At 61.2% G+C, this 19,475-nt stretch carries 18 protein-coding genes and 1 pseudogene; 10 read left to right on the forward strand and 9 right to left on the reverse strand.

Annotated elements, in window-relative coordinates; genetic code table 11:
• Positions 1-218: 218 nt before the first annotated feature.
• Both AB1555_01445 and pnpS read left to right on the forward strand, forming a co-directional pair.
• Entirely contained in the window at positions 219-926 is a 708-nt protein-coding gene (locus tag AB1555_01445; GenBank protein ID MEW6245353.1) for a response regulator transcription factor, read from the forward strand.
• 104 nt (positions 927-1,030) lie between these two features.
• Entirely contained in the window at positions 1,031-2,902 is a 1,872-nt protein-coding gene (gene pnpS / locus AB1555_01450; protein MEW6245354.1) for a two-component system histidine kinase PnpS, read from the forward strand.
• Here pnpS and AB1555_01455 read toward each other — a convergent pair.
• From AB1555_01455 to AB1555_01465, 3 genes are all read right to left on the reverse strand, one after another.
• Positions 2,875-3,867, reverse strand: coding sequence for an inorganic phosphate transporter (locus AB1555_01455; protein ID MEW6245355.1), 993 nt, complete (start codon positions 3,865-3,867; stop codon positions 2,875-2,877). The two genes, pnpS and AB1555_01455, sit on opposite strands and share 28 nt — an antisense overlap.
• Positions 3,868-4,045: 178 nt before the next feature.
• Entirely contained in the window at positions 4,046-4,663 is a 618-nt protein-coding gene (locus AB1555_01460) for a DUF47 family protein (protein MEW6245356.1), read from the reverse strand.
• A 51-nt stretch (positions 4,664-4,714) separates the two neighbouring features.
• Complete coding sequence (locus AB1555_01465) at positions 4,715-5,713, reverse strand: beta-ketoacyl-ACP synthase III (GenBank protein MEW6245357.1); 999 nt, start codon at positions 5,711-5,713, stop codon at positions 4,715-4,717.
• Between the two features lie 190 nt (positions 5,714-5,903).
• Here AB1555_01465 and bamD point away from each other — a divergent pair, with 190 nt between their 5' ends.
• Entirely contained in the window at positions 5,904-6,824 is a 921-nt protein-coding gene (gene bamD, locus AB1555_01470) for an outer membrane protein assembly factor BamD (protein ID MEW6245358.1), read from the forward strand.
• A gap of 104 nt (positions 6,825-6,928) precedes the next feature.
• On the opposite strand, the gene AB1555_01475 is transcribed toward bamD, so the two are convergent.
• The 6 genes from AB1555_01475 to AB1555_01500 all read right to left on the reverse strand — a co-directional run bounded on the left by AB1555_01475 (position 6,929) and on the right by AB1555_01500 (position 12,759).
• Entirely contained in the window at positions 6,929-8,137 is a 1,209-nt protein-coding gene (locus AB1555_01475; protein ID MEW6245359.1) for a geranylgeranyl reductase family protein, read from the reverse strand.
• A gap of 145 nt (positions 8,138-8,282) precedes the next feature.
• Positions 8,283-9,029, reverse strand: a complete 747-nt coding sequence (locus AB1555_01480; protein MEW6245360.1) for a cytochrome c biogenesis protein CcdA — start codon at positions 9,027-9,029, stop codon at positions 8,283-8,285.
• A gap of 2 nt (positions 9,030-9,031) precedes the next feature.
• Complete coding sequence (locus AB1555_01485) at positions 9,032-9,598, reverse strand: TlpA disulfide reductase family protein (protein MEW6245361.1); 567 nt, start codon at positions 9,596-9,598, stop codon at positions 9,032-9,034.
• Between the two features lie 9 nt (positions 9,599-9,607).
• Positions 9,608-10,237 (reverse strand): TlpA disulfide reductase family protein, encoded by a 630-nt coding sequence (locus tag AB1555_01490; GenBank protein ID MEW6245362.1) that lies wholly within the window; start codon positions 10,235-10,237, stop codon positions 9,608-9,610.
• Between the two features lie 80 nt (positions 10,238-10,317).
• On the reverse strand, positions 10,318-11,232 hold the full coding sequence (ccsB, locus tag AB1555_01495; protein MEW6245363.1) for a c-type cytochrome biogenesis protein CcsB: 915 nt from the start codon (positions 11,230-11,232) through the stop codon (positions 10,318-10,320).
• Between the two features lie 93 nt (positions 11,233-11,325).
• Complete coding sequence (locus AB1555_01500) at positions 11,326-12,759, reverse strand: cytochrome c biogenesis protein ResB (GenBank protein MEW6245364.1); 1,434 nt, start codon at positions 12,757-12,759, stop codon at positions 11,326-11,328.
• Between the two features lie 376 nt (positions 12,760-13,135).
• Between AB1555_01500 and metK the strand changes: the two genes are divergently transcribed.
• From metK to AB1555_01535, 7 genes and pseudogenes are all read left to right on the forward strand, one after another.
• Positions 13,136-14,284 (forward strand): methionine adenosyltransferase, encoded by a 1,149-nt coding sequence (gene metK / locus AB1555_01505; GenBank protein MEW6245365.1) that lies wholly within the window; start codon positions 13,136-13,138, stop codon positions 14,282-14,284.
• A 177-nt stretch (positions 14,285-14,461) separates the two neighbouring features.
• Positions 14,462-15,718, forward strand: a complete 1,257-nt coding sequence (gene ahcY / locus AB1555_01510; GenBank protein MEW6245366.1) for an adenosylhomocysteinase — start codon at positions 14,462-14,464, stop codon at positions 15,716-15,718.
• 1,530 nt (positions 15,719-17,248) lie between these two features.
• Positions 17,249-17,401 (forward strand): annotated as a pseudogene (locus AB1555_01515) (VOC family protein).
• Positions 17,402-17,568: 167 nt separating this feature from the next.
• A complete protein-coding gene (locus AB1555_01520) occupies positions 17,569-17,859 on the forward strand; it encodes a BrnT family toxin (GenBank protein ID MEW6245367.1) in 291 nt (96 codons plus the stop codon).
• Positions 17,860-17,878: 19 nt separating this feature from the next.
• Positions 17,879-18,076, forward strand: coding sequence for a BrnA antitoxin family protein (locus AB1555_01525; GenBank protein ID MEW6245368.1), 198 nt, complete (start codon positions 17,879-17,881; stop codon positions 18,074-18,076).
• A gap of 173 nt (positions 18,077-18,249) precedes the next feature.
• On the forward strand, positions 18,250-18,672 hold the full coding sequence (locus tag AB1555_01530; GenBank protein ID MEW6245369.1) for a VOC family protein: 423 nt from the start codon (positions 18,250-18,252) through the stop codon (positions 18,670-18,672).
• Positions 18,673-18,740: 68 nt separating this feature from the next.
• The gene (locus AB1555_01535) at positions 18,741-19,325 is read left to right on the forward strand and encodes a hypothetical protein (GenBank protein ID MEW6245370.1); all 585 of its coding nucleotides are present in this window, start codon (positions 18,741-18,743) and stop codon (positions 19,323-19,325) included.
• Positions 19,326-19,475: the final 150 nt, after the last annotated feature.

Below are 19,475 nucleotides of genomic sequence, written 5' to 3' on the forward strand. Positions count from 1 at the left end.
CTGGAAGCCGGTCACCAAGGCGACACCTTACGTCAGACCCCGCCTCGCCGTCAACACATTTGACCGCTGACCGCGGCTGTCAGCGCGAACGTCGGCCCGGTGCCTTCAGTCCCCTGCACGCGGGCGACAGGCCGGATGCCCGTCGATCCGATCGGCGGCGCGGATCCGCGCCGTGAGGCCTTGACACCTCCAGGCCTTCTCATTAGGCTGTGATTCAGGTGAGCACGCCACCCTCGAGCAAGAAAATTCTGATCGTGGAGGATGAGAAAGATATCCTCCAGTTGGTCAAGCTCTATCTCGAAAAAGACGGCTACCGCACAGTCGCCGCGATGACCGGCACGGAAGGGCTCCGGCTGGTCAAGAGCGAGCGACCCGACCTGGTGATCCTGGATCTGATGCTGCCCGAGCTGGACGGCTTGGAGGTCTGCAAGAAAATCCGGACGGCTCGAGAGACGGCCCTCCTCCCGATCATCATGCTGACGGCCAAGGCCGAAGAGGCCGATACCGTGGTGGGTCTCGAACTCGGCGCGGACGACTATGTCACCAAGCCGTTCAGCCCCAAGGCTTTGGTCGCGCGGGTCAAAGCACTCTTGCGCCGCGTGGAACGCAGCCAGGAAGAGGGGCCGCCCCGGTATCTGTACGGCGACCTCGTCATGGACCTCGCCAAGCACGAAGTCACGGTCAACCATCGCGAGGTGCCGCTGACCGCCAAGGAATTCGGCTTGCTCGAGCATCTGCTGCGGAACTCCGGCCGCGTGTTGACCCGCGACGTGCTGCTGAACGCCGTCTGGGGGTACGACTATTACGGCACCACGCGCACGGTCGACGTGCATATCCGTCGATTGAAACAGAAGATCCCGCTGTTGAACGAGGCCATCGTCTCCGTCAAGTCGCTCGGGTACAAGCTCAAAGAACGTGAAGCGTGAAACGTGATGCGTGACGAGTCGGGCAATTGGATGCGTCCCGATCTTCCGGCTGCCATCTTTTACCCCTCACCCTTACCCTTCACCCCTCACTCCTCACCGTCCCTATGAGCCTCTCAATCCGCTGGAAAGTTACGCTCGGCACCCTGTTCGCGGTCACGCTGGGGCTCGCCGTGGCGGGGTGGTTGTCCATCCGCTCGATCGAAACGATCGAGTTGACCCGCCTGAAAGACACCCTCCACGCTCAGACCACCCTCGCCGCGTTGACGTTACAGCCGCTCCTGCAGAAGGAAGATTTGCGCAGGCCCGGTCCCGAGCTGCAAGCTCTCGCCAAGGAAATCGGCCGCCGTTCCCTTGCGCGCGTCACCGTGATCGCCGCCGACGGCACCGTTCTCGCCGACAGCGCCACCGAAGACCGTGCAGTGGCGCGAATGGACAACCACGCCGCGCGCCCGGAGGTCGTGCAGGCGTGGGCGTCCGGGGAGGGGACGACCATACGGGTCAGCGACACCACCGGGCAGCGGACCTTCTATCTCGCGCACCGCATGCGTCCTGTCGACCAGCCGGAGAGCCGCTCGGCGATCATCCGGTTAGGTCTGCCGATGACTCAGATCGAAGCGCAACTGCGCGAGCTGAAACAGCGACTCGCCCTGGCGTTGGGATTGGCGTTCCTGGTCGCCGTCGCGTTGGGCATGGTCATCGCCCGGAGCCTGACGCGCCCGCTCTCCGACATGGCCGAGGTCGCCAGAAAGCTGGCGGCCGGCGTGCTGGGCCAACGCGTCCCCGCCGCCTCGCGGGACGAAATAGGGGTGCTCGCCCGCGCCCTCAATGACATGACCAGCCAGTTGGAAGCCAAGATTCATGAATTGTCCGAGGACCGAGCGCAGTTGCTCGCGGTGCTGGTCTCGATGGTCGAAGGCGTGATGGTGCTGGATTGTCGAGGCACCGTCCTGCAGGTGAACCCCGCGCTCGAGCGAATGTTCGCGCTCAAGCCGGGCGAAACCAAAGGACGCCCGTATTGGGAAGTCATCCGGCACCATGAGCTCAACGAATTGACCGCTCGCGCGCTGGAACGCCGAACGAGCCTGGGAGGAGAGATCACCCTTACGCCGAGCGGAAACCAGCTTCGCGTCGAAGCCTCGGTCACGGCGTGCGCGGGGGAAAACGAACCTTGCGCCGTCCTGGTCTTTCACGACGTCACGGCCGTGCGCCGTTTGGAAAAAATCAGGAAGGACTTCGTCGCCAACGTCTCTCACGAACTCCGCACCCCCTTGACCTCGATCAGGGGGTATGTCGAAGCCCTGTTGGACGGGGGAAAGGACGATCCTGAAACGCTCGTCCGGTTCCTCGACATCATCCTCAAGCAGAGTCACCGGCTGGAGCTTATCCTGGAGGATCTTCTGCAACTCTCGCAGATCGAGTCCGGACTGGTTCTCTTCAAACGGGAGCCCGTCGCCCTCGGCGCCGTCATCGAGCGGACCGTGGCGCTGATCAAGCCGATGGCGGACAAGAAAAATCACGCGCTGATGACCCGCATCGACGACGATCTGCCGCCGGTCATCGGCGATGAAGACCGCCTGGTGCAAGTGCTGACCAACCTGCTGGATAACGCCGTCAAGTACACGCCGCCTCACGGCGCCATCACCGTCGCGGCCCATGCGCTTCGCGCGCGGACGGCGGACGGCTCGCCCGCCGGTATCGTGGAGCTCAGCGTCACCGACACCGGCGTCGGCATTCCCGAAGCCGACCGGCCCCGCGTCTTCGAACGGTTTTACCGCGTCGATAAGGCCCGCTCCCGGGAGCTCGGCGGAACCGGCCTGGGCCTGGCCATCGTGAAACACATCGTGGAAGGACACGGAGGGCAGGTATGGGTCGAGGGAAACGAACCGACGGGCAGCCGCTTTGTGGTCCGCCTGCCGGCGGCGAGGGAAACGCCGATCTCCGCTCAGCCCTATTTCGCCGCCAAGACCAAGACGTAGATCGCCGCCGAAAGGATCGCCGCGCCGGGCAGGGTGAACAGCCAGGCGAACAGAATCCGGGCGGTGACACCCCACCGGACGGCGGACAGCCGTTTAATGGCGCCCACTCCCATGACGGACGACGTGATGGTGTGCGTGGTGCTGACCGGCAACCCGATATGCGCCGTCATCAGCAGAACGGCCGCGGCGCCGGTCTCGGCGGCGAATCCGTGCACCGGTTCCAGCTTCACGATCCGCATCCCCAGTGTCCGGACGATCCGCCAGCCGCCGACCGCCGTGCCTAACCCCATCGCGATCGCACAGGATCCGATCACCCAGCCCGGCACCTCCGCGGTCGCAATCTGGCCGGCGGACAGCAACGCCAGCGTAATAATGCCCATCGCTTTCTGGGCGTCGTTTGCGCCGTGACTGAAGGCCATGAAACTGGCCGAGACGAGTTGAAGCCTCGAGAAAAGCCGCGTCGCGACGCTGCGTGGAACCCGGAAGAAGGTCCAACTGATAAAGACCATCAAGGCCAGACCGATCGCAAAGCCGAAGAACGGCGAGAGCACCATCGCTTCGAGCACCGCGCGCAGCCCCGACAATTTCACCGCAGTCCATCCGCTGTGGATCCACGCTGCGCCGACCATGCCGCCGATCAGCGCATGGGAAGAACTGGTCGGGAGTCCCAGCAGCAACGTAAAGAGATTCCAGAGAATCGCCCCGGCCAGGGCCGCCGCGACGACCTCCTGGGTGACCGCGGTCGGATCCACGATGCCCTTCCCCACCATCTTGGCAACGGCCGTCGACATGAACGCTCCCGCCACGTTCAGCACTCCCGCGACCACCACGGCAACGAACGGGCTCACGACCCGCGTGGACACCACGGTGGCGATCGCATTCGCGCTGTCGTGCCAGCCGTTCGAAAAATCGAACAGCAGAGCCAACACGACGACGAGCAGCAGCATGCCGGTCAGATCAAACACGACAGCCGTAAGGGGTAAGGGGTAAGGGGTAAAGAGTTCGGAGTATTGAGCGAGGAGATGGTCGGAAATTGAACGAGGGAAGACAGAAGGTACGGAAATCTAGACGGGCCACCCCGCCGATATAGGCGTGTTGTGCTCCTCTTCTCACGCCTAACGCCTCACCCCTCACGACAAGTTATCAGATGTGCTTCAGCGCGATGCGTTCCAGAATGTTCGCCACGTCTTCGCAGCGGTCGGTGCCCGCTTCGAAATTCTCGTAGATCTCTTTCCACTTGATCACGGCGATGGGGTCCGTCTCTTTGTCGAACAACCGGGAGATCGCGTCCCGCGAGATCCGGTCCGCCTCGTTCTCCAGGCTGTTGACCCTGACGCTGACTTCGTTCATGTCGGTGTGCGACTTTCCCAGCAAATCCACGGCGGCTCCCACCGCCTCCGAGGCCTGATAGAGAACGTTCGACAATTTGATGGCCATTTCGGTGGGCTTCTCCACCTTGTAGAGCACGAACCGATCCGCAATCGCCTCGACGACGTCCAAAATATCGTCGATCGCGCTGGCGAGGTCATGAATGTCCTCACGATCGATCGGCGTAATAAAGGTCTGATTCAGCTTCCTCGCGATGTCGTGGGTGATCGTGTCCCCGTCGTGCTCCACCTGCTTGATGCGCCTCGCCTTCTCGACCGGATTGGCGAAATCCTCCATCATGTCCTTGAGCAGACGGCTGCCCTCGATCATGTTGTGCGCCGCCTTGCGGAACAGATCGAAGAAGGCTTCTTCCCGGGGAATCAAGTTAAACATCCCGACTCAACTCCGTGCGCCCGCGTCGAACGCAGCACTGTGCCTTGATCATTACCAGCGCGCCAAGGCCGTCGCCCAGGTCAGCCCGCCGCCGAACGCGCCGAGCAACACCAGGTCGCCGGCGGCGATATGCCCGTCGCGCACCGCCCGGTCCAACGCAATGGGGAGCGATGCGGACGAGGCGTTCCCGAACCGCTCGATGACGGAATCCAGCGCCTCCGGCGGGAGCCCCAGCCGATCCCGCAGCGCCGCGAGGATACGCCCGTTGGCCTGGTGCACCACGACCCGCTTGACCTCGGAGAGGTCGACGCCGAATTCCTTCATGGTCGCTCGGACGGCCGTTTCCAAGCGACGGACTGCGATCCGAAACAACGGCCCGCCCTGCATACGAATCACGTGCTGGTTCTGACCGATCGTAACGGAACTCCCGGGAACCCGCGAGCCGCCGGCTATGACCTGAATCAACGTGTGCCTCGCGCCGTCCGCGTAGAGACGGACTCCTAAAATACCGGAGCCCTGACCGTCGGCGACCGTCTCACCGACGACGGTCGCCGCGCCCGCTCCGTCTCCGAACAACATGGCGGTCGCGTCGTCCTGACGGTCCAGGAACCGGGACTTGACCTCCGCCGCAATCACCAGACAACACCTTGCCTGGCCGCTCCTGATCATGGCGTCGGCCATCGAGAGACCGTACAGGAACCCGGAGCAGGAGGCCGCCAGATCGAACGCCGCAACGGCTCGCGCGCCCAGCGCCCGTTGCACGTAACAGGCGGTCGACGGAAAGACCGTGTCCGGCGAGGTGGTCGACACCAGAATGGCGTCGACCGACGACGGAGTCCTCCCCGCCGCGTCGAGCGCGTGGCGGGCCGCTTCCGTGGCCAGATCGGACGAAGCCTGGCCGTCCGGCGCCCAATGGCGCGTTCTGATACCGGTGAGCCGGAACACCCGATCCGGATTTCTCGCCAGCGAAGGACTGACCTCGCTGTTCCCGACCACACGCTCAGGCACATATGAACCCGTTCCGACGATTCTACTGCGTAGCATCGGCATCCGAATCTCCGAAGCGGGCAAGGATCGAAGTCCGTCCGAGTGCGCCGGCGGGATTATAGGGGTCCCCTTCCCACCGGTCAACTGCACGGCCCGCCATTTCCGTTGCATTTCAGCCGGGTCTTTGTTAAAAAAGCCGAAATTTGCCGACCATTCACCGCGGTGCTTCTGCGGTGCTTCTACGGTGCTTCTGATGCGCGGAACATGTGCTCGCTGGCGGCCGCCGATCGCCTTCGCCGCGGCGATGTTGATATCCACGGCTCTGCTCGCCGGCGGCTGTTCCGGCACCTCGAAGAAGACCGGCAGCAAGACCCTGAGCGGCACCGACGAGCAGATTTTCATCGGTGATACGATCGAAAAGAATTACGATCCAAACGTCATCATGAAGCGCGGGGAAGCCTTCTTTGAGAGAGAAGAGTATGCGGAAGCGTTAGTCGAATACCAGCACTTCCTCGACCTTCACCGCGCCCATGTGCTCGCCCCGTATGCGCAATTCCGGCTCGCAGAGGCTCATTTTAAAATGGCTCGGACGATCGACCGGGATCCCGAGCCGGTGTACAAGGCCTTGGCGGCGTTCGAGAAGTTGAGGCGTGAATTTCCCGGCAGCCGCTACGACGCTCAGGCGCTTCAAAAAATCCAGGAATGCCACGAGTGGCTGGCGCAGACGCATCTGTTCGTCGGGCAGTTCTACTACCGGCGAGAATCCTACTTAGCCGCCGCCCATCGCTTCGAGTTGATCATCAAGGAATACCCGGACATGAACGCCGCGCCCGACGCGTTGTATTACCTGGCCCTGAGTTGGAAGGAACTCGGCGCAGACGACTGGGCCCGCGACAGCCTCATCTTGCTGGCGGAAAAATATCCCAACAGCCAATACGCCGAAGACGGCCACAAGCTCCTCGCGAAACTCGGAAACCCGAAACCGCCGGCCTTGGTGGCCAAGTCGGACAACGGTTCGAACGGCAGTCGGCCGTCCCCTCCGTCGTCCAACGGCACGAACAACCATCACGTTCCCAACTTTCAGCTCGGCGTCCAACCTTCCTCCCTCGCCGTCCCCTCCGCCAATGGCCTCGGGCAGAGCTTCACGCCCTGCCGTGTCGGGGCGTGGTGTTAATCTCCAACTTCGAGCAAACAGTCGGTAGCGAACAGCGCAAGGCCGAGGAGATCATTGATTTTCCGGCACTTCGCTATCTTCTATTCGCTATTCGCTGCACGCGGTCAACGAAACGGCAGAGCTTCGCGCAAGAGTTCGCGGAACGAGGACTTCACAATGCCTTTGGCTTCGTGGAAAAAACTGTGGTAGGTGTGCCGCCCTCGCAGTACCTCGTAGTACAGGTTGATGACTTCCTGATAGCGGTGCATGAGACGGTGGCAGAGCTTGGGGAACGAATAGACGATACGGGCGATCCGAGAGGCAATGCGGAATTCCGAGTAGATCTCCCGTCTCACCGCCAACTCGTAGTCCATCAGTGAACGACGCCGGTCGTGGAACGTTTCCAGGACCGAGGCGGCCGCCATCTGGCCAGACCGAACCGCATAATAAATGCCTTCGCCGAACAGCGGATCGACCAGATGCCCAGCATCTCCGACCAACAGGGCCCGGCCGCTGACCAGCGCGACGGGAGGCTGTTCCGTGAGTCCGACCACGCGGGGCGAAAAGAGCGGCAACGGGTGTCCGGCCGGATGCGGCACGGTGAAACTCGCCAACCCTTTCTCGTCCCGCACGAATCGATCGAAGATCTGCTTGGGACTCGTCGTTTTTCCCCGAAACTCCGCCACGCCGATCGACAGCCGCTGGTGCTTCGGGAAGATCCACGCGTACCCTTTGGCCGTCGCGCCTAGATCGATGAGCACTTTCCCTTCGCCCGGATAGGGCGGCATCATGCCGATGCCGATCTCGCTCTCCAACGTCGGCATGCGCCGCAGACGACGTGCCGGAAACAGCCGCTGGGCCACGACGCTGTTGGCTCCGTCCGCGCCGATCAAGACCTTGGCGTGATAGCGGCCCCGGTCCGTCGTCACCTCGATGCCGTCCGCTGACTGTCGGAAGGCCAATGCCTGTTCGCCTTCATGGACATCGGCCCCGGCCCGGCGCGCCTTCTCCACCAAGAGATGATCGAAGCGATCCCGCATGACCATATACGCGATCGGCTGGGAGGACTCGATCAGGAAGGGCTCTTCGCCCCGATAGGTGAACTGCACGCCGTAAATCGTGTGTTCGACCACCGACTTGAAATCGGCCTCCAAGATCCGGTCGATTCGGAGCGAGAGTCCTCCGCCGCAGACTTTGTACCGGGGATGGAGCTGCTTCTCTAGACCGAGCACGGCCAAGCCCGCGCGGCTGAGTTCATAGGCGGCCGTGGCGCCGGCCGGTCCCATCCCGACGATCAGGGCGTCGTAGAATTTCATGTCGGGAAACGCGGGCATGGACGAACGAGCCTTCGACTTTCAGCCGTCGGTTCTCAGCTTTTCGGATGCGGAGATGCCGGCGAGGGTCAGCGGTTCTGAACGCGTCTCAGGGTAAAGCTGATGGCTGAAAGCTGATAACTAATAGCTGATCGCCGACAGCTCTTCACTGTCCCAGATACCAGCCGATGCCGTACCGCTCGAGGAAGCTGGTGATCATGGTGAGCGAGTTGGCATAGATCATCACGCCGACGACGACCAGCAACGCGCCGCTGACCGTCGAGACGCCCCACAAGTAGGCGCGGACCTCTTTGAAGTAAGCGAGGAACCGATCGACGCCGAGGGCGGTCAAAAACAGCGGCAACCCGAGGCCCAGCGAATAACACGTCAGCAGCGTGACGCCGTCGGTCAGCGCGTCGGTGGTGCTGGCGTAGAGCAGAATGGTGCCCAAAACCGGACCGACGCAGGGCGTCCAGCCCGCCGCAAAGGCCACCCCGATGAGAAACGAGCCCAGGTATCCGGCGGGCCGGTTTCGGAAATGGAGACGTTTCTCGGTCTTGAGAAAATTCAGGTTCAAAATCCCCAGCAGATACAACCCGAAAATGATCACCAGGATGCCGCCGAACCGGCGGAGGTGCTCCTGATAGGTGATCAGCATCTGCCCGATCAAGCTGGCGGAGGCGCCGAACGCCACGAACACGACGGAGAACCCGGCGATGAAGAGCAGCGAGTTCACGATGATGGCCTTGCGGAACCGGCTTCGCTCCGCCGCATCCGCCAGTTGCTCGACTGACAGGCCCGTGATGTAGGAGATGTAGGACGGAACCAGCGGCAGCACGCAGGGAGACACGAACGAGAGCAACCCGGCCGAGAAGGCGGCGAAGAACGAAATCTGTTGGATCGACTCCGACATGGTCAGAAGGCCTTCACCAGACTCTGAATCAATTGTATCGCTTCCGGACTCTGCCAGTCGCGCGCCCCGAAGATCCGATGCCGAATGACGCCGTGGCGATCGATCAAAAAGGTCATCGGCAGGGTGCGGGCGCCGTAGGCGACTCCGATGCGGAAATCAGCGTCGTGCAAGATCGGGAAGCTCAGACCGATCTCCCGCTGAAACGGCCTCGTCACCGCCGCGCCCTGCGGGTCCGTCGAAACCGCCAGGATCTCGAAGTCCTTGCGGTTGAACGACCGGTAGAGCCGCTCCATCGCCGGCATCTCGAAGCGGCAGGGACCGCACCAGGTCGCCCAGAAATTCACCAACACCACTTTGCCGCGCAGGCTCGCGAGCGTGACGAGGTTCCCGTCGAGGTCCCGCAACTGGAAGTCCGGCGCCGGCTCGCCGAGCTTGGGTCCCGAGCGGTCCGCAACGGCTACAACCTCCGTCGGCGGCGTCGACGACGAGGAAGGCTCGCTCGGTTCGCAGCCCGTCTCCGCCGCGAGCAGCATGGCGAGCAGGCACGTGTAACCCCACTCCCGCGTCATGGCTATGGATCACAGACGCTGCGCATCGGCCGCCGAATGAGCGGTTTGCGCGGACTTGGCGCCGGACTTCAGCAACTGCGTCACAATCTGCAGATTGTCCAGCCTGGTCCAGTCACGGGGACCGATGACCTTCTCTCGGAGGATGCCCTGTTGATCGATGATGTAGGTCTCGGGGACGCCCATCAGTTTGTATCGCTTGTCGGTCTGTCCCCAGGAGTCGATGAGGATCGGGAAGGTGAGGTTCAGACTTTTGACGAAGGGCGGGATATCCTTTTTCGTCGTGACCCGGTCGATACTCACCGCCAGAATCACCAGCCCGTCCTTCTCAAAATTCTTGTAGAGCACCTCCATGGACGGCATCTCTTCGCGACAGGGTTTGCACCAGGTCGCCCAGAAGTTGAGAAACACGACCTTGCCGCGATAATCGGACAGCCGCACGTCCTTGTCGTTGAGATCGGGCAGCTTGAAGTCGGGCGCTTCCTTCCCCACCGTGAGCGGCTCGTACTTGGCGCTCTGCATCCAGACCACGCCGAACGCAAACGCCAAGATCCCCGCCGTCATCAGCACAATGGACAGGCGCCGCGAGGCCGGCGGGTGCGGCTCTTTCTGCACGGACTCGACTGCGATCGGTTCAGCCATACCTTCCTTAGGCTAGAGGCGCGAGGCAAATGGCTAGGGGGATTTCACCACTCGCCTCAAGCCCCTCGCCCCTTGCCCGATTATGCGTACGCGTGGAGCCCGGATAGGAGAAAATTCACGCCCCAGAAACAGAAGATCACCATGAGAAACCCGAAGATGGCATAGATGGCGGCCCGTCGGCCTTCCCATCCTCTCGTCATCCGGGCATGGATGTACGCGCCGTAGATCAGCCAGACAATGAGCGACCAGGTCTCTTTGGGATCCCAGCTCCAGTAGCCGCCCCAGGCATAGTTGGCCCACATCGCGCCCAGGATGATCCCGAACGCCAAGAGCGGGAACCCGATCATGATCGCCTTATAGCCCAGCTCGTCGATGGTCTCAAGATCGGGAAAGCTGGCGAAGACCCGCGACCGGCTGCCTTGCCGCTCGGCCCGCTCCTTCAGCAGGTACATGACGCCCAGCCCGCCCGCCATCGCGAAGGCCGCGTAGCTGGTCAAGGTCACGGAGACATGAATGTAAATCCAATAGCTGTTCAAGGCCGGCACGAGCGGTTCCGCCGTTTGATAACGGTACGGAAGCAACGAGGCTGCGCCCATCGCGATGAACCCGATGCCGACCACGAAAGCGCCGATCGCCTTGATCCGATACCGGAACTCCAGCAGCACATAGCCGAGGATGATGGCCCACGAGACGTACGCCATGGCTTCGAACTGGTTCGACCAGGGCGCGAAGGTCCCCGAGTGCTGCATCCGTTCGAACGCCCGCGTGCCCAACGCGAGGGTGTTGACGATCCAGCCGAAGATCGTCACCAGCGTGGCCACCTGTCCCAGTTGGGTCGCCCAGGCTCCGTCGCCTTCTTCGACGTTCGAAGTCGGATGGCCGGCCGGCGCCAGTTGCATGGCCGGGCGCCGCACGAACATGTAGGCGACGTACAACACGAGCGCCGAGAGGTAGAGCCAGAAGGTCATGTCGAATAAGAAGAGTGAGCGAACCATAAAAACCTCCTCCTCAGGCGAGTGGCACGCGGCAAGCGACTAGAGGATGAGTGCCTGCTCCCCCTCGCCCCTAGCCTCGCGCCCCTGGCCCATCTACGTCTTTATCGTCTGAATCCGTTCCGTCAGTTTGGCGAATTCCTTCTGGAAATCGATCTGACTCTTGTGCGTCGTCCCGCCGAGATGCACCGTCGCGCCGTTCGGCCCCGGAACGACCTTGGCCCACAGCCGGCGATGGTAGATAAACGAGGACAGCGTGATGCCGACGACGATCATCGTGGAGCCCACCCAGACGATGTTCACGCCGGGATTCTTCGCGATCTGCAGGCCGGTAAACTTCTTCGGCTGATAGCCGACCAGCTCGAAGGCATACTTCGACCCCTGAATCTCGAACAGATCGGGATAATGATAAAAAATCCAGGGCGCCGCTTCCAGCGTCTTGCGCTCCCTGATGGCGAGACGGACCGCCGGATTCGCATGTTCGACCGTCTTGGAGAACACCTTCTTCTCGGTGGAATTGAAGGCGAAGTCGGCGACGAAATCGGTGAGCGTGAGATTCAGATCCAACCCGTCGACGACGGTTTCTTTTTGCCATTCCAGATCGACCGTTTTCAAGACCCTGTCGGTTTTCTTGTCCTTCACGTTGATGCGCGCGACTTCGATCCGATCCCACGCGTCTCCGTAGCTCGACTGATAAAACCAGATGCCCTTGTAGACGAGCGGATCGTTCACCGTGATCGTCTTCGTGGTCACCGGCGCGCCCTGGTCGATGACGGTGAGCGTGCTGTTATAGGATTTGATCGCGCCGTTCTCGTAATAGTCGATCCAGAATTTGTCCACCTTCAGGTCGAAATTCCCGCGCGGGATATGGTACGTCTGGCCTTCCAGGCACACGCCGAATTCCTGAAACCCGTAGTAGCTGCCGATGAGTCCGCCGAGCACGATCACGGTCGCGCTCAGATGCGCCATATGGGCGCCGACCCGGCCGATCACGCCCTTCGTGGCATAGAGGGTCACTTCGCCCGGCTCGTTCTTCGCCAGGACCCGATAGCCCTTTTCGATCAGCATCTGCGCCATCCGTTCCGCCACGTGTTCCCGGGACGCCGCAACCGGAATCTCGGCCTTGTGCTTCATGTTCTGAATGAACGCCAGGGAGACGCTCACCTTATCCTGACGCATGGAGCGCCAGACGGCCGGGAATCGCTTATAGAAGCAGGTGAGCGAGTTGACGCAGAGCAGTCCGAGCAGACTCGTGAACCACCAGGTGTGATAGACGTCGGTGAAGCCCAGGCGCAGAAACCAGCGGTAGGCGTCCTCCCCGTATTCCTGAATATAGACGTCCGGCCGCTCACCCTGCTGGATGACCGTCCCGATTGTGGCGGTCATGGCCAGGGCGATAAACAGGAACATGGCCAGTTTGATCGAAGCAAAAAACTCGACCAGTTCCCGGGAAAACTCTTCCCACCCCAATCCCGGTGTGGACGGGCGGGCAACCTCCCGCTCAGCGATGATTTCGGGTTTCCCGTTCATAGCGATTCAGTCCTTAAAGTGAAGCCGGGCCGGATTCCAGCCGGACGCAAAGACAAAAAACCAGCCCTCGGGGCAGCTCCCGATGCTGCCGAGGCCTCAAGGCTGGAGTGGCACGCAAACGATGGGTTGGGCGTGCGAGAATTCAGACAAGCCCGCGAAAATCAAGCTATGCTACAAGCCGGCGGTAACACGTGTCAAGCAAAGGACCCGCCCGACCGGCGCCAAGCCCCATACGGATGAGTGGTGGACAAATGCCCGCGGCTTCGTTAATATTCGCCAGGTTTTTTGGCGTTCTCAGGAGTTATGACACAGTCAGGTGCCGCCTGATAGAAGCCAGCGCTCACGCATTCCCATTCACCTGTAGTCAGAGGACACAATGAGAAATAATTATCTGTTCACCTCGGAATCCGTCACCGAGGGCCATCCGGACAAGATCGCCGATCAGATTTCCGACGGCATCCTCGACGCCATCATTGCGAAGGATAAGCACTGCCGGGTCGCCTGCGAGACCATCCTGACGACCGGCATCGCCTTCGTCGCCGGCGAAATCTCCACGACCGCGTACGTCGAGATTCCGGACATCATCCGCCAGGTGATCAAGGATGTCGGCTACACCGATGCTTCCTGGGGATTCGATTACCACACCTGCTCCGTTCTGACATCCATCCACAATCAATCGCCGGACATCGCGCAGGGGGTCGATTCGGGCGGCGCGGGCGACCAGGGACTCATGTTCGGCTATGCTTCCAACGAAACCGAAGAATTGATGCCGATGCCGATCGTGCTCGCGCACCGGCTCACCAGGCGGCTGGCCGAGGTGCGGAAGAAAAAAATCCTGCCCTGGGTGCGGCCGGACGGGAAATCGCAGGTGACCATTGAATATAGAAACTGGAAGCCGGTGCGGGTCGATACCGTCGTTGTGTCCTCCCAGCATAGCCCCGATGTCACCAGCAAACAGATCGAGCGCGACATCATCGAACACGTCGTCAAGCCCGTGATGCCCAAGGGGCTCTACGATCCCGCCAGCGTCAAACACTACATCAACCCGACCGGCCGATTCGTCGTCGGCGGTCCGATGGGCGACACCGGCCTGACGGGGCGGAAGATCATCGTCGACACCTACGGCGGCGTCGGCAGCCACGGCGGCGGGGCATTCTCCGGCAAAGACCCCACGAAAGTGGACCGCTCGGCCTCCTATATGGCCCGCTATATCGCGAAGAACGTCGTGGCCGCGGGCTTGGCGGACAAGTGCGAAGTCCAGTTGGCCTACGCGATCGGGGTGGCGGATCCCGTCTCGATCCTGATCGACACGAAGAACACGGAAAAAGTGGCGGTGGAGACGCTCGACAAGCTCGTCCGCAAGCATTTCCCCATGACCCCGCGCGGCATCATCGACCACCTGAAGCTTCGGCGCCCCATCTTCAGGAAGACGGCGGCGTACGGCCACTTCGGCCGGAACGAGCCGGAGTTCACCTGGGAAAAAACGGACAAGGCCAAGATTCTGAGGAGAGAAGCCGGGCTCTGACAGCAGGGGTTCTACAGGCAATGCACAAAGGGGGACGGAGCGCATTCCCGTCCCCTTTTTATATGATGAGCCAGTAGCTGACAGCGAATAGCGAGTAGCTCGTGAAGGATTGGGCTACGTCAGGCTATGAGCTATTAGCTATTCGCTGTTGGCTATCAGCTTTTTTAGGGAGGACATGTGGATTACGACGTGAAAGACATCAGGTTGGCCGACCAGGGCCGGCTGAAAATCGAATGGGCGGAAGCCACCATGCCGGTGCTGCGCCTGATCAGAAAACGCTTCAAGCGGGAGCAGCCGCTCAAGGGGATGCGGGTCACCGCCTGTCTCCATGTGACCACGGAGACCGCAAACCTCATGAAGACGCTGCAGGCCGGCGGCGCGGAGATCCGGCTCTGCGCGTCGAATCCGCTCAGCACCCAGGACGACGTGGCGGCGTCCCTCGTCCAGCACGACGGCATCGCCGTCTTCGCGATCAAGGGCGAGGACAATCAGACCTACTACCGCCACATCGAGTCGGCGATCGCGCACCGTCCCCAACTCACGATGGACGACGGCGCCGATGTCGTCTCGACTCTCCACGCCAAGCGCAAGGACCTGCTCAAACACGTCATCGGCGGCACGGAAGAGACGACCACGGGGGTGATCCGGCTGCGCAGCATGGCGGATCGGAAGGTCCTCCGCTTCCCCGTCATCTCCGTCAACGACGCGGACACCAAGCACATGTTCGACAACCGCTACGGCACGGGGCAAAGCACGATGGACGGGATCGTGCGCGCGACGAACCGGCTGATCTGCGGCTCCACGGTCGTGGTGGCCGGCTACGGGTGGTGCGGCCGCGGCGTCGCGATGCGTGCGAAGGGCATGGGCGCGGATGTGATCGTGACGGAAATCGATCCATTGAAAGGATTGGAGGCGGTCATGGACGGCTTCCGGGTCATGCCGATGGAACAGGCCGCCCCCGTGGGCGACTTCTTCATCACCGTCACCGGCAACCTGAAGGTGATTCGCGGGGAGCATTTCGCCGTCATGAAGGACGGTGCCATCGTCTGCAACTCGGGCCATTTCAACGTGGAGCTGGACATTCCGGCCCTGGAAAAGCTCAGCCGCAAGCGACGCCTGGTCCGGCCCGGCGTGGAGGAGTTCACGCTGAAGAACGGCCGGCGGGTCAGTCTGCTGGGCGAAGGGCGGCTGGTGAATCTGGCGACCGCCGAGGGCCATCCGTCCAGCGTGATGGACATGAGCTTCGCGAATCAGGCCTTGAGCGCGGAGTATCTGGTGAAGCATCGCCAGAAGCTGGAGAAGAAGGTGTACCCGGTGCCGGCGGAGATCGACAAGGAGATCGCGAGGCTGAAGCTGGCGGGGATGGGGGTGGAGATTGATCGGCTGACGAAGGAGCAGAGGAAGTATTTGGCGTCGTGGGAGATGGGGACGTAAGAGCGGGCCGGGAGGCTCTTTCCGCTCTTGGCCAGAGCGGCGTTGACCGCTCTACGCTTCGCCTCCACTTGGCTGCGGAACTTGTTCAATTCCAGCCACGCTGAATTGAACGTCGAACAGTCCTCGCCACCCGCAACAGCGGGCCGTTTCGGCTCAGCAAGCGCGGTGCCCCAACGCCGCTCTGATGCCCGCTCCAAGAGCCTCCCGGCCGCGCTTGAGCAGTCGGGAAAAAGAGCCTGTCGAGGGGAAACAGTGCTCGCCGTCGCGAAGCGCGACCGCATGTGCTCGGCAAGCGCGGGACCCGAGCCTCCGCGATTCGCGACACAGCTTACCCCATCCCGCCACACATCCCAGGGAAAAGCCACGCAGCTAGAGGGAGAGGGGAATCAAAAAGGCCACCGCTCATGGGTGGCCTTTTTGTATACGAATACGTTGGCTGACCTTTTTGAGCCTCTTAAGGTAAGCACCCTGTCTAGAGAAAGAGCAGTGACCCCCGCTGATCGTCTCTGCATGTGTTACCGCATTCTGTCGAATCATGCCGCCCCACTTACAGTAGTCTTCCCGCTCAACGTCCGGTGCCGACGGCTATAAGGGTGGCAGAGAAATACTCGGAGGGCTTGGAAGAAACGGCCTTAGCGCGAGGAAGGCTAATATTGCTAAGAGATTCACCCAGATTGGGGCTGTATAGTCGAGGGCATCGAGCCAGATCCAGAACCAAACCATAGGCGGATACTTACCCCCTCCGCTAACTCCGATGCAACCATAGTCTTGGGTAAGTCGGTTAACCACGCTCACCTGATCTTCCATACCTGGAACGTATCGGCTCGCGATTTCTCTGATCTCTGGGCTGTGGCTACCAGGTGGAATCGGCATAGGGCCGAACGCTCCCACCTCAAGCAGACGGCGCGCCTTCCATGGCGTCAGGGATTTAACGAGAGCGTGATAGGCATACCTCGCAGCCCCATATAAACAGACTAGGACCAGTCCCCATTCGACAACCGCTGGGCGGGTCAGCTTTAGATTGACACCTAAAAAAGGGACCTGCGCGTACTCTCCGAACGTGGCACCTGCAAGGCTGTAAACCCATAGAACCATCCCCAGTGTGAGCGCAAAACGGCGAAGCCTCAGAAGCTCGTTGTCCATCACAATGGTAGTGGGCGATCAATGTTTCCCCGGGATGGATATTACCCCTTAGTACCAATTCCGCGCTTTTATTCGAGGAGTCGGTCTTGTATTTCTCACGAAGCTCCTCGTATTGTGCTTGAATTAGCTCGTTTACACGCTCTCGTATCGTATGCTCAAAAATAGATATTAACCAGTTTGAGCTGAGGCCCGAACAAAGAGTTGCCGGGAACTGCTCTTGCGGAAGCCTACCACAGTAAGGCCGGTCGATGAAGAGAGCAAAGGTGCAGGAACTATTCCCCTGAACCTTTTTGCTGTGCTGATGGCGCTGGAGGATCGGATCGCCTGCACCACGGCGCGTCCACTGATTTAGCTGCCTTCCCGCCTCTGCTATAATCCCGGTCCACTATGAAGCCGCGAATTACGATGATCACCTTGGGCGTAGATGATTTGGAGCGATCGCTCAAGTTTTATCGCGATGGGTTGGGATTTCCGACGGAGGGGATCGTTGGGACGGAGTTTGAGCATGGCGCGGTGGCGTTTTTCGATCTGCAGCCGGGATGGGGGCTGGCGCGAGCAATGTAACACTTGATTTGGCCGATCGAGAGCGACGGCTGCCCCGCATGCTCCACCCTCGCACAGTTGCACCCCACATCCGCCGCACTCCCCCTGCTTCTGCGCTGGAGTAGGCTCTGGCCCCCCGCGTAGGTTTTGTATATACTTAATCCGTGTTCGAATGGGACCCGCTGAAGGCTGCCGCCAATCTTGCCAAGCACGGCGTCTCATTTGAAGAAGCCACGACGGCGTTTCAAGATGCCAGAGCTCTTGATGGTCCCGACATCGAACATTCCACTTCAGAGGCGCGCAGGCTTCATCTTGGCCTGTCCATGTCAGGCAGGCTCCTGGTGGTTGCCTATACCGTGAGGAGATACGACGATGAACAAGAGGCGATTCGGATCATCAGCGCGAGGCGCGCGAGTCGGAAAGAGAGACGCCGTTATCAAACGGCGCAGGATTGATTTCTCCGACATCCCGGAGATGTCCGATGCCCAATTGCGTGCCATGCGGCGAGTGGGCCGCCCGAGGCTTGGCGAGGTGGCACGGCAACTGATCGCGATCCGCATTGATCCCCAAGTGTTGGAAGATCTTCGGAAGGAAGCCAAGCGGCGGGATATCGGCTATCAAACGCTGATCAACAACATCCTGGCGGAGCACGCCAAAAAGAAAACGGCGTAGCGGGACAGAACAAGTAACATTACCGGCCGATGGCCACGGCCGGGCGGGTTCACCCGCTTGGTTCTGAAGCCACAGGCCATAGGCTTCCAGCGAGCCACTTTCCGCGGAGCCGCCACCCTCCCGCGTCCACTGATTTAGCTGCCTTCCCGCCTCTGCTATAATCCCGGTCCACTATGAAGCCGCGAATTACGATCATCACCTTGGGCGTAGATGATTTGGAGCGATCGCTCAAGTTTTATCGCGATGGGTTGGGATTTCCGACGGAGGGGATCGTTGGGACGGAGTTTGAGCATGGCGCGGTGGCGTTTTTCGATTTGCAGCCGGGATTGATGCTGGCCATTTGGCCTCGCAAGGATATCGCCCATGACGCGAACCTCCCCCTGACGCCTCGCAGCCCGACCGAGTTTACGATCGGCCACAATGTCGGCAGCCAGGAAGAAGTGGATGCAGTCATGGCGCAGGCGGAACGAGCGGGCGCCAAGCTCGTCAAACCTGCCGGCAGAACATTCTGGGGAGGCTACGCCGGATATTTCCAGGACCCCGACGGGCATGTGTGGGAGATCGCCTGGAATCCACGCATGCCAATAGCGGATTAGGAAGAGAAGAATGTACCAAGAGTCCTTTCTCACCCGAATACGGCGACCTCGGCCGATCGCCGGAGAATATGATGCTGCGCCGATCCATGGCGGGCCTCTGCGTTTTGACTTTCCTCGCGTGGCCGGTCTCTGGTCTGACCCCGGCTGCTCCTGTAGCTGCGGAGGTCGCTGAGCCGACGGCCGGGCAGTGGTCGGGCGGAGCGGGGCTTGGCTTTTTAGGCCGCACGCCGGATGGAGTTCTGGAGTTCGGGCTCAACGGGCACGCCGATTACTTCGTCATCAACCACGTCTCGCTCGGCCCGTTGGTCCAGTATGCCGGCGTGGGGAACGACATGATCTTTGGTTTGTCCGCGCAGGCCAAGTACTGGTGGGACATCCCCGGCAGCCACAGGGCGCGGCTCGCGGTGCAGAGCGGAGTCGGCTTCATCCGAGCCGGGATCAAAGACGCCGACAGCGGCGTGACCGACACCTATACTTCGTTCCTGATTCCACTCGGGATCGGGCTCGACTACGCCCTATCCCAGCGGTTCGCCGTCACGGCCGACGTCCTCCTCAACGTCACTTCTCTCGGGCAAACCCTGCGCGCTGGAGGACGCGACGTCGATCTCCACACGAATCTCATGCCGGGCCTGTACCTGGGAGTGAGGTTCTAAGGGAACAGAAGGGAAGAGAAGAGAAGATGTAGCGGGAGTCTTTTCTCACCCCATCAAATTCTTCAACGCTCAGAGCGGCCCACCCCGGTTCAGCAAGAGCGGTGACCAACGTCGCTCTGATAGCTGATCCCAAAGTGTCCCTGCCTTGCT

Source organism: Nitrospirota bacterium (assembly GCA_040755395.1).
Classification (GTDB): domain Bacteria; phylum Nitrospirota; class Nitrospiria; order Nitrospirales; family Nitrospiraceae; genus DATLZU01.

Excerpts from the sequence above, each read along its gene's own strand:
- bamD (MEW6245358.1), top strand. The coding sequence starts at position 5,904 with ATGCGCGGAACATGTGCTCGCTGGCGGCCGCCGATCGCCTTCGCCGCG.
- AB1555_01500 (MEW6245364.1), bottom strand. The coding sequence starts at position 12,759 with ATGAACGGGAAACCCGAAATCATCGCTGAGCGGGAGGTTGCCCGCCCG.
- AB1555_01525 (MEW6245368.1), top strand. The coding sequence starts at position 17,879 with ATGTCCGATGCCCAATTGCGTGCCATGCGGCGAGTGGGCCGCCCGAGG.
- pnpS (MEW6245354.1), top strand. The coding sequence starts at position 1,031 with ATGAGCCTCTCAATCCGCTGGAAAGTTACGCTCGGCACCCTGTTCGCG.
- AB1555_01465 (MEW6245357.1), bottom strand. The coding sequence starts at position 5,713 with ATGCCGATGCTACGCAGTAGAATCGTCGGAACGGGTTCATATGTGCCT.
- AB1555_01530 (MEW6245369.1), top strand. The coding sequence starts at position 18,250 with ATGAAGCCGCGAATTACGATCATCACCTTGGGCGTAGATGATTTGGAG.
- AB1555_01460 (MEW6245356.1), bottom strand. The coding sequence starts at position 4,663 with ATGTTTAACTTGATTCCCCGGGAAGAAGCCTTCTTCGATCTGTTCCGC.
- metK (MEW6245365.1), top strand. The coding sequence starts at position 13,136 with ATGAGAAATAATTATCTGTTCACCTCGGAATCCGTCACCGAGGGCCAT.
- ccsB (MEW6245363.1), bottom strand. The coding sequence starts at position 11,232 with ATGGTTCGCTCACTCTTCTTATTCGACATGACCTTCTGGCTCTACCTC.
- AB1555_01480 (MEW6245360.1), bottom strand. The coding sequence starts at position 9,029 with ATGTCGGAGTCGATCCAACAGATTTCGTTCTTCGCCGCCTTCTCGGCC.
- AB1555_01485 (MEW6245361.1), bottom strand. The coding sequence starts at position 9,598 with ATGACGCGGGAGTGGGGTTACACGTGCCTGCTCGCCATGCTGCTCGCG.
- AB1555_01535 (MEW6245370.1), top strand. The coding sequence starts at position 18,741 with ATGATGCTGCGCCGATCCATGGCGGGCCTCTGCGTTTTGACTTTCCTC.
- AB1555_01475 (MEW6245359.1), bottom strand. The coding sequence starts at position 8,137 with ATGCCCGCGTTTCCCGACATGAAATTCTACGACGCCCTGATCGTCGGG.
- AB1555_01490 (MEW6245362.1), bottom strand. The coding sequence starts at position 10,237 with ATGGCTGAACCGATCGCAGTCGAGTCCGTGCAGAAAGAGCCGCACCCG.